Annotated in this window: 12 protein-coding genes; 8 read left to right on the top strand and 4 right to left on the bottom strand. The window is 58.8% G+C overall.

Annotation, left to right across the window (positions count from 1 at the left end):
• Positions 1-341 precede the first annotated feature (341 nt).
• Positions 342-1,415, bottom strand: coding sequence for an AI-2E family transporter (locus ACXYMO_RS06230; RefSeq protein WP_458877788.1), 1,074 nt, complete (start codon positions 1,413-1,415; stop codon positions 342-344).
• A 202-nt stretch (positions 1,416-1,617) separates the two neighbouring features.
• Between ACXYMO_RS06230 and ACXYMO_RS06225 the strand changes: the two genes are divergently transcribed.
• The 4 genes from ACXYMO_RS06225 to ACXYMO_RS06210 all read left to right on the top strand — a co-directional run bounded on the left by ACXYMO_RS06225 (position 1,618) and on the right by ACXYMO_RS06210 (position 7,198).
• Entirely contained in the window at positions 1,618-1,977 is a 360-nt protein-coding gene (locus ACXYMO_RS06225; protein WP_458877787.1) for a hypothetical protein, read from the top strand.
• Between the two features lie 388 nt (positions 1,978-2,365).
• On the top strand, positions 2,366-4,132 hold the full coding sequence (locus ACXYMO_RS06220) for an amidohydrolase (RefSeq protein ID WP_458877786.1): 1,767 nt from the start codon (positions 2,366-2,368) through the stop codon (positions 4,130-4,132).
• A 45-nt stretch (positions 4,133-4,177) separates the two neighbouring features.
• A complete protein-coding gene (locus ACXYMO_RS06215) occupies positions 4,178-5,341 on the top strand; it encodes a carbohydrate porin (protein ID WP_458877785.1) in 1,164 nt (387 codons plus the stop codon).
• An 864-nt stretch (positions 5,342-6,205) separates the two neighbouring features.
• On the top strand, positions 6,206-7,198 hold the full coding sequence (locus ACXYMO_RS06210; protein WP_458877784.1) for a formylglycine-generating enzyme family protein: 993 nt from the start codon (positions 6,206-6,208) through the stop codon (positions 7,196-7,198).
• A 205-nt stretch (positions 7,199-7,403) separates the two neighbouring features.
• Here the strand turns inward: ACXYMO_RS06210 and ACXYMO_RS06205 are convergent, their stop codons facing one another.
• From ACXYMO_RS06205 to ACXYMO_RS06195, 3 genes are all read right to left on the bottom strand, one after another.
• Positions 7,404-8,183: a short-chain dehydrogenase/reductase gene (locus ACXYMO_RS06205; protein WP_458877783.1), complete on the bottom strand. Its 780-nt coding sequence runs from the start codon at positions 8,181-8,183 to the stop codon at positions 7,404-7,406.
• A gap of 68 nt (positions 8,184-8,251) precedes the next feature.
• On the bottom strand, positions 8,252-8,944 hold the full coding sequence (locus ACXYMO_RS06200) for a nitroreductase family protein (protein WP_458877782.1): 693 nt from the start codon (positions 8,942-8,944) through the stop codon (positions 8,252-8,254).
• 18 nt (positions 8,945-8,962) lie between these two features.
• Entirely contained in the window at positions 8,963-9,847 is an 885-nt protein-coding gene (locus ACXYMO_RS06195) for a LysR family transcriptional regulator ArgP (RefSeq protein WP_458877781.1), read from the bottom strand.
• An 87-nt stretch (positions 9,848-9,934) separates the two neighbouring features.
• Here ACXYMO_RS06195 and ACXYMO_RS06190 point away from each other — a divergent pair, with 87 nt between their 5' ends.
• The 4 genes from ACXYMO_RS06190 (at position 9,935) to betC (ending at position 13,671) form a co-directional block, all read left to right on the top strand.
• On the top strand, positions 9,935-10,534 hold the full coding sequence (locus ACXYMO_RS06190; RefSeq protein WP_458877780.1) for a LysE/ArgO family amino acid transporter: 600 nt from the start codon (positions 9,935-9,937) through the stop codon (positions 10,532-10,534).
• 39 nt (positions 10,535-10,573) lie between these two features.
• Positions 10,574-11,479 (top strand): DMT family transporter, encoded by a 906-nt coding sequence (locus ACXYMO_RS06185; protein WP_458877779.1) that lies wholly within the window; start codon positions 10,574-10,576, stop codon positions 11,477-11,479.
• Positions 11,480-11,593: 114 nt separating this feature from the next.
• A complete protein-coding gene (gene betI, locus ACXYMO_RS06180) occupies positions 11,594-12,166 on the top strand; it encodes a choline-binding transcriptional repressor BetI (RefSeq protein WP_458877778.1) in 573 nt (190 codons plus the stop codon).
• Positions 12,163-13,671, top strand: coding sequence for a choline-sulfatase (betC, locus tag ACXYMO_RS06175; protein WP_458877777.1), 1,509 nt, complete (start codon positions 12,163-12,165; stop codon positions 13,669-13,671). Before betI ends, betC begins: the two co-directional genes overlap by 4 nt.
• Positions 13,672-13,697 lie beyond the last annotated feature (26 nt).

Here is a 13,697-nt window from a genome sequence, read left to right as displayed (position 1 = left end):
TGACTATGATCAGTATGTGGGCGGACCAGCCCGTTTTTGCGCCATCAGGCAATCGTGCCGCCCTGAACGCCAACACAACGGTCGAAAGCCAGATAACCGCCATCGAAAAAATTGTGCCTGTTATCCCAAGATCCATAGTTCCAATCTCTGTGCGATCAATTCTTTCCAACTGATATCATGTATCCCGCAGCTTGGTTCAGAAAGCCAATCCAAAATGTGCGGCTTGTTTTGCAAGGTTCACAAACTGCCCATTTGGTCCGCAATCAACTGTAAAGATTTGCCTTCCTTGCCAAGAATCTTTTTTGGGGGTGAAAGCCGGAGCCTCGTGGATCAAACTGCATTCAGTCAGTGTCAATGTCACTGTCCGCCCCTGGCCCCACCTGATCGGACATCAGAATTGCGACCGGCCGCGTCGTATCGAAACTGGCCAGGATGATGGCAAGGACGGAGGTCAACGGCACGGCAAGAATCGCCCCGGGAATTCCCCACAATGTTGCCCAAAATGACAGCGAAACAAGCACGACGAACGGGCTGAGATTCAGTTGGCGACCGACAACACGCGGTTCGACGTAATTGGCGATGATTGTTTGCACTACGGTCAACAAGACAACAAGGATCGCAGGTCGGGTGAACTCGCCAAATTGGCCGACCGAAATCAGCACCGGGAAGGCCACAGCGACGTATGAACCGACATAGGGAATGTAATTGAGCAGCCCAATCAGAAACGCCCAGAACAAGGCGAAATCGACGCCAAAAGCCCAGAGAATGACATAGGACATCACGGCGAGAAGGATGTTGATCAGCGTTTTCGTCGTGATGTATCCGCGGATTTGCCGGTTGATCCGGCCGAAAAGGTGAAAGACTTCCTGCGCTTGTGCGTCATTGTCAGCAGCGGCGGCGATCTTGCGTTCGAATTTGCCGCGTTCGCTGAGCATGAACGCAGCATAGACTACTGTCAGAAACACCGCGGCCCCAAGGGACGTGAACCCCCCGAGCGCCCCGAGAACTAGCTTTTGCAAATCGATCTGACCGAATGTCAGGGCGAATATCTCGTCCCACAATTCGTGTGTTTCAAAGCCGTATCGCTCCGCCAGATGAAGGACGAAACGGTCGAGATTTGCTTCGTACTGTGGAGCGACCGCCGCTATTTCGCGAACGGTTGCGCTGAACAAAACAGCGATTGCTAGTACGATGGCCGTGAAAACGGCCAGAACAGATACGCGCAGAACAGGCACGGGCAAGTTTCTGAAAACCGGTATCCTGCGTAGTCCTTCGGTGGTCGACGTGAGGACATAGATTGAAATGGCGGCGACAAAAATCGGCAGCAAAACGGCCTTGCCGACAACCAGCAGCGTGCCTGCAATCACGATCAGAACGGTGATTAGAACAAGGTTCAATAGCGGCGCGTCCCGCATGGACGTTTCCCTTTTCTGATGTCTCTCGCAGGGTTTCCGCCTTTCAAGAAGAGGTCAATCCCTTGAAACAGGAACATTCGGGCGTGTCCTTGCTGAGCGGATTGCCTGCTGGGCGTGGAATGAGTTTTATTGCCCGATTGAATGGGTTAATGCTGTAATGACGGACTGCCCGAACGGGATCACGGAAATATTGGGGGAACGCATGCCGCGCTTGCTATCTGTTTTATTCACCGGCCTGCTGGTTCTACAATTCGTGGCGTCGAACGCGGCCCATGCCACCTCCATCGTAAGACAGCTCAGCCGGACCGGTCTCACCCAGGACGACATCAATACGATGTCGCAGGCAGCTGCCACGCTTTATGCGTCCGGCAACGCCGTCAGCGGGGCCGATACCATCTGGTCGAACCCGGAAACGGGCGCTTTCGGAATGGTCGAGGTCACGTCCGTCGAAGGCGATTGCGTCGGATTGGTCTACAAGTTCCAGACGCTCAAACAGAGGGGTATCCGCTCGGTCGTCTTGAAACGGTGCCTTGTAGACAATCGCTGGGTTCTGACCGAATGATCATGGACGGATTGTCCGGCACGGCGTGACACCCGACAGAAATAGATGTGCATCGACGGCGACGGTAGCAAATCAGCATGATTGACAGATTTTTATGGCAGTCTGGCCTGTACCCCACCAGTGCACATCCTGACTTTCGCGCATAAATTTGCCTCACCATTCAAAGATTGATCGACGCCCGTGGCTGTAACGGTCGCCGCACAAACGCGACAACCATTATACCAGCGCCTTCCACTGATTTTTGCCCAAGGTTGATTGGAATCGCCAAATCAACAACGATACGAAGAAATTTGTGGGGAGATTAATAATGAGCCGGGAAAAGTTTGGGTGTCCTTGTTGCAGCGGGATGTTGGACACGGTTTTTCAGCAGAACAACCAAGTTCGCGAAATGAAGGAAAAAGCAGAGAGCGGCAAAGGGTGGTCCTGTAACTGGGGGATCAACTGGGCCAGCGTCGGACGGCGGGACTTTCTGAAGGGTGGCGTGGCGACGGCGGGACTTGTGGCGGCCCTTCCTGAAAAGGCAAGCGCGCAGGAACAGGCTACAACTGTCTTTTTCAATGGTTCCATCCTGACCGTCGACGATGATTTTTCCGAGGCCGAAGCGATTGCAATTCGCGGCAACCGCATCCTGAGCGTGGGAACCAAAGGCGAGGTTCGCGCAGTTGCGGGCGATGACGCCCGTATGGTCGATCTGAATGGCAAGACCATGCTGCCCGGTTTCATTGATGCACACACACATGTCGTCACAGGCAGCGTTGTTGATGCCATTATGGACTATGTCGGTATGATCCGATTTAGCACCACGGACGAGGTGCTGGATCACATCCGCGCACGCGTGGCGCAAACACCGGCTGGCGAATGGCTTGTTTTCCGCAATTTCGATCCCGCGGTTCAGGACGGTCTGGATGCCCTGACTTTCGCCGATCTCGACCCGATCTCGACGGACCATCCAATTTTTGTTCTGAATGCTTCGGGTCACCTGGCCTATGCGAACTCTGCGGCATTCGAAGCCGCGGGTATCCCGGCCGACGTCGAGAACCCGCCAGGTGCCGAGTTCGTCCGCGACGCGGACGGAAAACTGAACGGCACGATAAAGAACAACATTGCCTACCTGCGGGTTCTCGGAGCCTACCCTGCGCTTGCCGAGGCCGAGCCGCTCGAAGCGCTGATCGGGCTCCTGGAGAAATGGAGTGCACTCGGCCTGACCACGATCAGCGAATTAAGCCTCGGCGCGCTGACGCAGTCGCCCGCCGACGCCGAAGTGCTTGCGGCCGCGTCGCAAAGCGGACGTCTGGCGGCGCGTATCCGCGCCTATCCGCTTTATAGCATCGGGGCAGAGACTTGGGATGCCGGCGGCGTCAACCAAGGCGACGGCGACGCCATGGCGCGCATCGCGGGGTACAAGCTGATCGCCGATGGGTCGAACCAGGGCTTCACGGGGTTTCAGCGCGAGCCCTACCTGAACAGCGACGATCGCGGGCTTGCCTATATCGAGCCTGATGAACTGACAGAGCTTGCGATGGAGCGGGCCGAAAAAGGTTGGCACCTGGCGCTTCACGGCAATGGCGACGCGGCCATCGACAACATCCTGAATACCTGCGAGGCCCTTCGCGACGCAGGCATCGACATGTCGCAGGTCCGCGCACGCATCGAGCACTGCTCGATCCTCCACGATGACCAGATCGCCCGGATGAAGGAACTGGGCGTCTCGGCCAGCTTTCTCATCGGTCATGTGCACTACTGGGGCGTGGCCATGCGCGACGAGGTCTTCGGCGAGGAAAAGGCCCAGTTGCTGGACCGCTGCCGCAGCGTCGAAGAGGCCGGTGTGGGCTATACCCTTCACTCGGATTTCATGGTCATTGACCCGGACCCGCTGCATATGATCGAGATGGCCGTGACCCGCACGACCTGGAAGGAACCAGACTATGTTCTGGCCCCGCAAGAAACGGTCTCGGTCGAGTCCGCGATCCGGGCCATGACATCCGAAGCTGCCTGGCAGCTGTTTTCGGACCACGAGGTGGGCAGTCTTGAACCCGGCAAACTTGCCGACATGGTAATCCTCGACAAGGACCCGCGCGACGTCACCCCGGACGACATCAAGAACATCAAGGTGATGGAGACGTGGATGGACGGAAAGCAAACATACGTGGCCTGATGGCGGCATAAGCGTCCGGGTGCCCCAAATGAGAAAGGTTTGGACATGAAAAATCTGGCAAGCCTTCTTCTCATGTCGCTCGTGATATCCCCGGCGACAGCCTTAGCGCAAAGCGAAGACATAAATCTGCGGTTTCGTACGACGCTGTATGCCGACAGCGCCGTGGCCGGAGATGCCGACAGCAGTCTTCAAATGAGTGGTCGTCTCGACAGCTTTCTGACCTGGAATAACATCTGGCTTGGCGCAACGCTTAACGCCCATCTCGAAATGGTTGGCGGCAATAACATAAATGGACTGTCATCGGGGCTGGCTTGGCCCGCGAATGTCTATTCCGCCGTTCCGCGCGCTTTGGCGGATACGAACGCGACACTTTCGGTGAACGTGACCCAGCAACTCACTCCCGCTGCACGCCTGAGTTTGGGGAAATTCAGCGCGACCGAGCTCGCGCGCAGCACGCCGCTTGCAGGGGGCGGTGACCTCGGTGGATTTCTTTACACAGGCATTGCCACCACGCCGAGCCTTGTCTTCCCGCCATATGTATTGGGCGGGCAGTTTTCATTTACCACCGATCCCGTAAATTACAGCTTTTTCGTCTATGATGCGCGCAACGCCCAGGGCAGCGATGTTTGGAAGAACCCGTTTTCGGAAGGCATCGTTTTCAACGCCTCGGCTACCTACAAGGCGACCATAGGCAACCTCCCTGGCTTTTATACACTCAACGTTGTGCACAGTACCGCCGAGGCAACCGATCTGGACAGCCTTCTGCTGCCCCCGGATGCGGACGATTTCGCACGCACGACCCGAGGGCTGACCTATGTCGCTTTCAAGTTCCAGCAATATCTTGTCGTGGACCCTGACACACCCGGCGGCGGCTGGGGCATATTCGGTCAGATTGGTATTGGTGATGGAAACCCGCACCTACTCGACGCCAACTACGTGCTTGGTGTCGGCGGAAGTTCTCCCATTCCGGGCCGGAACCGAGACCGATGGGGCGTTGCGATGTCCTATACCGACTGGTCCAGGGCCCTGATCGCGGCGCTGAATGCCAACGGCCTCGACCTCGACAACGAAATCGGCATCGAAGGATTCTATGAGGCTGAGATTTCCGAGAAAGTGCGGCTGGGCGTGAATGCAATGTACCTTGATCCGGCCACGCCGGGCGCAGAAGACTACTTGCAAGTCGGAATCCGGTTGCGTGTGTCCTTCTGACCGCTCAACGGCATCGAAGGCATCGTCCAAGCGGCTTTTCCGCCCAGAGGTCAATGTGCGCCCCGGTTCCATTCCAATCATGCACAACAGCTTGGTCTGCAATCATTTCTACAATGCTACAAGGCATTCGTAATAAGCCGCTGCAAATCCCATGTGATCCAAGGCGGCACCGAACGACGGACACGTGAACGTCTGAGCGCTTATCACGTGTGCCGTTTGAAGGCGGGAAATTCGCACACGATGCGAATGGCCGTTTCTTGCTTTGCGAGAGGCGCTCTTGCTCCAGCAGCGAACGGCGGCTTCCCGCCCATGGCATCAAATGCTGCGCTCTAACCTAAGGTTCGTTTTGAGTTTGATACCGGAAATACCGAACCCCGAAACACTCACCCCCGCCACTGACCTCCGCCATCCATGTCGATCACTGTGCCGGACAGGTAATGCAATTGAGGATGACGGCGATGTACAGCAGGTCGCAACGAATTTCGAAGCCTCGGATGAGGTTACGGAACAGTTGTAAGGTTGATCCAGGTTCCATTCAGCGTCGCACCGAGGAAACCGGGCGCAGCGTTTTTTTGGTGGATGCGGACTATGTTTGAAAGCCGTCTCTATGGATCATTTGAATTTTTCACCTCGCTGAAATTATTGCCGCGAAGCGGTCAAAAGCCGATTTTTGGCCGATCTTTCACACAGGAATACGCCTCGCGACCCCAACATTTGCCACAGACAAATGGCCGCCGAATTCGGCGGTGGCGTTTTCAGAGCCAATCTGGCTTTACTCCGGTGACTCACAGATTTGCCGTGCGTTCGTTGTGCGAAATCAGCCCTGTTTTGTGAGATATGAAATTGTTTGGGGGAGCAATAGCGTTGTTCGCAAAGTTTATGCAGTCAGCATTGATTTTCGGCCTTGTCCTAGTCCCCGAGCCGAGCGCCTCTGATGATAGCGGTGCTTACCAGATAGTCGATGGGCGACTTGTGGCCCCGCTGGAGTCGTTTCGTGAATGCGATCATTGCCCCGAGATGATCGTTGTTCCACTCGGGTCCTTCATGATGGGCGCCAAGCGCGGCGAGTCCCGTAATCCGTTCGACATCTATGGCGCAAACGCAAAATTGCGGCGGCGTGGCCCGGATGAGGTGAATATCATCCCGCATGAACATCCGCGCCACCGGGTCGAAATTGACATTCCATTTGCGGTGGGGCGCAATGAGATTACCCATGCAGAATGGATGGCCTGTGTGGGGGCTGGCGGATGCGCACATGTTCCGGATCACTGGATTCTTGGCCCAAACGGAAAAACATTTCTGGACCCGAACCATCCTGTGATCAACGTGTCCTATTTGGACATTCGGGACTACGTGGCATGGCTCAACGCGCAAGTCGGGGACGAGGTTTACCGCCTGCCGACCGAAGCGGAGTGGGAGTACGCAGCCCGGGCCGGAACAGAAACGCGGTTTTCTAAAGGCGACGAATTGACAGCAATGCAGGCGAATTTTTCACGCGGTGCAACGGAATGGTTGCGTAAGGTGGAACGACCAGATCTTCCGTCCCGCTATTATACGATGCCTGTGGACTCGCTTGATGCGGCAAATGCATGGGGCCTGCGACACATGTCCGGAAACGTGCGCGAGTTGACCCAGTCGTGCTGGTCGGCAAAACATTTGGAGCTGAAGACCAGCAGCGCCTATTTACTGCTTGCACAATCGCAGATGGATTGCATGCGTGTCACCAAGGGCGGCTCTTTTACGGGTGCAATGGATGCCGCACGTCCAGCAGGGCGCGCACGCAAAGGAGAAACGTTTCGGACCGACAATTCAGGGTTTCGAATTGTCAGACAATTTAAAGTGGAAGGAATAGAATAATGCCAAGTGCAAGGTATGATGATACCGGCGGGGCAATGGTTTTGTATGACAATTTGTTCACAGGCAAACCCAAAAGCCCCGTGCCAAATATGGCCACCAAGTTTTGATACCGTACTATATAACGCTTTTTCAGGACTGAACTTCAGTTTTTGAACTGACCTTCATCGGCCGCCTCTAAGCAGACAAACACCCGACTGCAAAACCCTCACCCCCTCCATTGACCTCCGCCGTCCATGTCGACCACTGTACCAGAGAGGTAGTGCACCTGCGGTGAAGCAAGCATGGTCGCCAGCGCGGCGACCTCTTCGGGGGATTTCGGGCGGTCGAACGGGAAATCGAGCTTTTTCATCAGCTCTTCCCACCGGTTCGCATCACCAAGGGTTTCGGCGGCGGTATGTTTCAGCCGGTCGGTCATGCGGTCCGTCAGGGTCAGCGACGGGTTGATTCCGAACACGCGCACATTGTCCTTGGGCGTGGCGGCACCGATGGCATTGGTGAACCCGATCAGGGCGGCATTGCCGGCCGCACCAATGATATAGCTGGGCTTGACCGCCCGTCCGCCCATGCCGATGATGTTGATCACCGTGCCCGACTGGCGGGCGGTCATCTGCGGCAGATAGAGGTTGCACAGGTGCACATAGCCCCAGAATTTCAAGTCGAACCCGTCGCGCCAGTCCTGCATGCTTAGCGATTTCAGCGCGCCGCCCTTGATGGCGCCCGCATTGTTCAGCAGGATGTCGATATCGGGATAGGCGGCAAAAACCGCTTCGCGCCCGGCGTCCTGTGACAGGTCGGCGGCCATGTAATCGACCTCGGCGCCGGTGTCCTTGCGGATTTTGTCGGCCGCGTCTTTCAACGCGTCTTGGGTGCGCGCCACAAGTGTTACCCGCGCCCCTTCGCGCGCGAAACACATCGCGCTGGCAAATCCGATTCCCTTGGACGCGCCGGTGATCAGCACGTGTTTTCCGCCCAGTTGCAGATCCATGGTCCGCTCCCCCCTTTGAATGACGGTGCCATGCTGCGCCCGAACGGGGGCCGTTGCAAGATGAAGGCTCAGGTCAGAAATGTCGCGATCTCGTCCAGCGGTTTCTTGATCTTGGCCACGGCGGGCACGGTGGCATCCGAAGCCGGGTGGCCAACGGCGATGATCATCGTCGGCTTTTCCGAGGCAGGTCGGTTGAGCGCACCGTTCAGGAACTTCATCGGGTTGGGCGTATGCGTCAGAGCGCACAGCCCCGCGTGATGCAGCGCCGCCAAAAGGAACCCGGTGGCGATGTTCACGCTTTCGGGCACGTAATAGTTCTTGTACCGCGTCCCGTCGTCAAATTCGCCCCAGCGCTGGGCAAAGACGATGATCAGCCAGGGGGCGATGGTCAGATGCGGTTTGTTGGCATCCGTTCCAATGGGTTCAAGCGCGCGGATCCATTCATCGCCACCGCCGCCGGCGTAAAACCGGCGTTCCTCTTCCTCGGCCTCGTGGCGGATGCGCTGTTTCAGGGCGGGGTTGGCGATGGCCACGAAATGCCAAGGCTGGTGGTTGGCCCCTGACGGCGCGCTGCCCGCAGAGCGAATGCAATCGGCGATCACGTCCTGCGCCACGGGGCGATCGGAAAAGTCGCGGACCGAGTGGCGGGTGCGCATCCTGGCCAGGAAATCCTGTGCGGCCTGCGCCATTTCCGCGTCACTCATGTCGGCGCGGTCGGGCAGGGGGAGTGCCTCGTAGCTGAGCGTGTCTTTGCGGATCATCGAAAACCTTTGAAATTGTCAGGGTTGGACCAGACGCTTGGCGGCGGCGGCAAGGACCGTGCGGGTCAGCGGGGCAAGGGCAGGCGCCATGATGCGGCTGACCTGCCATGTCAGGGGGACGTCCAACGGGGTCTTGGGGATTAGCGGCACAAGGCGGCCGTTGCGCACCGGCCCGCGTACCAGCGGTTCGGGGTTCATGCCCCATCCGACCCCGGCGCGTGCCGCATCGACAAAGGCATGGGTCGAGGGTAGGTAATGCGCCGGTGGCGACAGGCGCCGGTCGAACCGCGCCTCGATCCAGGCACGTTGCAGCGAATCCTTGGCGTTGAAGGTCAGGCAGGGGGCAACCGCCAGTGTTTCGGGTGTGACCCCGTCGGCAAACCAATGTTTGAAAAAGGCCGGACTTGCCGTGGCGATATAGCGTTGCGACCCCAGCGCAATGGCGTCGCACCCCGCGACCGGCTTGCCGCTTGCGGTTATCGCGGCGCTGACCTCGCCCCGTTTCAGCCAATCTGCGCTGTAGTCCTGATCGTCGATCACGAGATCGAACAGCACATCGGGCACATTGGCCATCGCATTGACGAACCAGGTGGCCAGACTGTCGGCATTGACGGCAATGCGCAAAATGGTCTGTCCCGCAGGCATATCCAGCGACAGCTCGCGGCTCAGCTGGTTTTCCAGCAGACCGACATCCTCGGCATGTTTGGCCAGCCGTGCGCCGACGGGCGTGGCTGTGCAGGGGCTGCCGCGATTGATCAGTGAGGCGCCGATGCGATCCTCAAACGCCTTGATCCGCTGGGAAATCGCCGAGGGCGTGACCGACAGATCGGCGGCAGCGGCCTCGAAGCTGCCGCGCCGCAGGATGGCCGCCAGCGCATTCAGGTGATCGGGATCAAAGTGCATTAGCTGTCCTTATCTGGCCTGATCTTATTTAACTGGATTACATATCCGCCCCGGCTTAGTCAAACCGGGTACAGGAGTGGATTACGCATGACGACAGGATTTTTTGCGGGCTTTGCCCTTGGGTTTTCGCTGATCCTTGCGATCGGGGCGCAAAATGCGTTCGTGCTGCGGCAAGGGTTGCGGCGCGAGCATGTGTTCTGGGTCTGCACCACCTGTGCGCTGTCTGATGCGGCCCTGATCGGGGCGGGGGTGGCGGGCTTTGGTGCGCTGGGGCAGGCGGTGCCGTGGTTCGAACCGGTGATGCGTTATGGCGGCGCGGCTTTTCTGATCGTCTATGGTGCCATGAACCTGCGCAGCGCCTGGGCGGGCGGCGCCGCGATGGACCTGACCGGCGGGGCGCGGCCCACCCTGAAACGGGCGCTGCTGACCCTGTTGGCGCTGACCTGGCTTAACCCGCATGTTTACCTCGATACGGTGGTTCTGATCGGTTCGATCTCATCGCAGTATGAAAGCCGCCTGTTTTTCGGGCTTGGGGCGGCCCTGTCCAGCATGACGTTCTTTTTCACACTGGGATACGGCGCGCGCCTGGTGGCGCCGATCTTTGCCAATCCGCGCGCCTGGCAGGTTCTGGACGCTGGGATCGGCGTCACGATGTGGACCATCGCCGCAAAACTAGTTGTCATGTGAAGGGTTGCGCGACCCGTCGAATGGGTGTTCAACAAAGGCATGATTGAACCTCGCACCCCGCGCCCCCTGGTTGGCATATTCTGGATGCTGTTCACGGGTCTCTGCTTTGTCGCCGTGACGGCCCTTGTCAAATACATGGGAGATCGCATTCCCGCACCAGAGGCGGCATTCCTGCGCTATCTTCTGGGGCTGGTGTTCATGATCCCGCTGCTCAAACAGATGATGGCGACGGAGATGACCCCGACCCTTTGGGTGCAGTTCGGCGCGCGTGGCGTGATGCATGCGATGGGCGTGATGCTGTGGTTCTTTGCCATGACCCAGATCCCCCTGGCTGATGTCACGGCGATCAACTATCTGGCCCCGGTCTATGTGACCCTGGGCGCGGCCGTGTTTCTGGGCGAACGGCTGGCCTTTCGGCGCATCGCGGCGGTGATTGCCGCGCTGGTGGGGGCGGCCATCATCCTGCGCCCCGGATTTCGCGAGGTCAGCATCGGTCATTGGGCGATGATGCTGGCCGCGGTCGTGTTCGGGGGCTCGTATATTCTGGCCAAGCTGACCGTGGACAAGGCCAATCCGGCCATCGTGGTCGGCATGCTGTCCTTTTGGGTCACCATTGCGCTGGCCCCCTTTGCCTGGGCCGTGTGGGTGCCCCCCACATGGGCCGAAATCGGCATCCTGTTCGCCGTCGCCTTTTTTGCGACGACGGGCCATTACACTATGACGCTAGCCTTTGCCGCCGCGCCGGTGGCGGTGACTCAGCCGATAACGTTTCTGCAACTGGTCTGGGCCACGGCGCTGGGCGCTGCGGTGTTTTCCGAACCCGTGGACATCTGGGTGGTTCTGGGCGGCACGGTCATCCTCGGCTCGGTCAGTTTCATCACCTGGCGCGAGGCGGCGCTGAACCGCAAGCCGGTCACGCCTCCGGCCCCGGCGACCAAGGTCTAGCCTGAGGCTTTTGCGATCAGAACGGCGATTTACGACGCCTGCGTGGCGTTTATTGATTGACGGGTCAATTTACACTTCCTAGCCTGACTGAAACACCCAGTCGGAGCGCGACAGATGCCCAAACTAGGAATGGAGCCGATCCGGCGCGAGGCGCTGGTCAAGGCCACGATCGCCGAAATCGGCGCGGCGGGGTCGCTGGACGTCACCGTCAGCCAGATTGCGCGCCGCGCAGGTATGTCGAGCGCGCTGGCGCATCACTATTTCGGCGGTAAGGATCAGATATTCCTAGCCGCCATGCGCCGCATCCTGTCCGATTTCGGCGACGAGGTACGCCAGGAACTGGCGACGGCCCGTCCTGATCAACGCGCCACAGCGATCATTCGCGCCTGTTTCGCGCCCTCGTGTTTCACGCCGGAAACGATCAGTGCCTGGATGACATTCTATGTGTTGGCCCAGACCAACCCCGAGGCGCTGCGCCTGTGGCAAATCTATCAGGCGCGGATGCGCTCGAACCTGACACACGCCCTGCGCCCCTATGCGGTCGACCCGGTTCAGGCGGCGCGCACCCTCGCGGCGCTGATCGACGGTCTCTATATCCGCGCCGCCCTGAATGACCCCGACACGCCCGAGCGTGCAACCGCACATGCGCTCGACGTGATGCATATGCTGACAAAGGCCCGTATATGAACACCCCGAATATCCTGATCGTGATGGTTGATCAGCTGAACGGTACCCTGTTTCCGGATGGCCCTGCCGACTGGCTACACGCGCCCAATCTGAAAAAACTGGCCGCGCGCTCGACCCGGTTTGCCAATGCCTATACCGCTTCGCCGCTTTGCGCGCCGGGGCGGGCCAGCTTCATGTCCGGGCAGCTGCCGTCGCGCACGGGGGTCTATGACAATGCCGCAGAATTCCGCAGCGACATCCCGACCTATGCCCACCACCTGCGCCGGGCGGGGTATTACACCTGCCTGTCGGGCAAGATGCATTTCGTCGGCCCCGATCAGATGCACGGGTTCGAGGACCGCCTGACCACCGATATCTATCCGGCCGATTTCGGCTGGACCCCCGATTACCGCAAACCGGGCGAGCGCATCGACTGGTGGTATCACAACATGGGCTCGGTCACCGGCGCCGGGGTGGCCGAGATTTCCAATCAGATGGAATATGATGACGAGGTCGCCCATTTCGCCAAGATGAAGCTCTACGATCTGGCCCGCGGTCAGGACGACCGCCCCTGGTGCCTCACCGTCAGCTTCACGCACCCGCACGATCCATATGTCGCGCGGCGCAAATACTGGGACCTTTACGAGAATTGCGAACATCTGGCACCGCAGGTGCCCGCCATCCCCTATGATCAGCAGGACAAACACTCAAAACGGCTCTTTGATGCCAACAACTGGCGTGAATTCAATATCACGAACAAGGATATCACCCGCTCGCGCCGCGCGTATTTCGCCAATATCTCCTATCTCGACGACAAGATCGGCGAATTGCTTCAGGTTATGGAGGACACCAGGCAAGAGGCGATTGTCGTCTTTGTGTCTGACCACGGCGACATGCTGGGCGACCGCGGCCTCTGGTTCAAGATGTCCTTCTACGAGGGGTCGTCGCGCGTCCCGCTGATGATTTCGGCGCCGGGCCTTGCCCCGGGTAAGATAGACACGCCTGTTTCCACACTCGACCTCACCCCGACACTGGCCGCGCTGGCCGGGATCGATCTCTCCGAGGTGATGCCCTGGACCGATGGCGAGAACCTCAGCGATCTTGCCAACGGGGCCGAACGCACTAGCCCCGTCGCCATCGAATATGCCGCAGAAGGATCCGACGCGCCGCTGGTGTCGCTGCGCTATGGCAAGTGGAAATATAACCGCTGCGCGCTGGATCCGGATCAACTCTTCGATCTCGACTCCGACCCGCACGAGCTGACCAACCTGGCCGAAGACCCGGCCCATCAGGGCACCTTGCAAACGCTCCGCGCCAAATCCGAGGCCCGCTGGGATCTGGACAAGTTCGATGCCGACGTGCGCGCCAGCCAGGCCCGCCGCTGGGTCGTTTACGAGGCCCTGCGCAAGGGTGGTTATTACCCCTGGGATTACCAGCCGCTGCAAAAGGCCTCGGAACGCTACATGCGCAACCACATGGATCTCAACGTTCTGGAAGAAAACCAGCGTTTCCCCCGCGGGGAATGACCCTGACCTTCATCTTGCCAAATAAA

The organism is Arenibacterium sp. CAU 1754, from assembly GCF_054482635.1.
The sequence above is the reverse complement of the archived record's forward strand: the minus strand, read 5'-3'. Positions and strand labels throughout refer to the sequence as shown.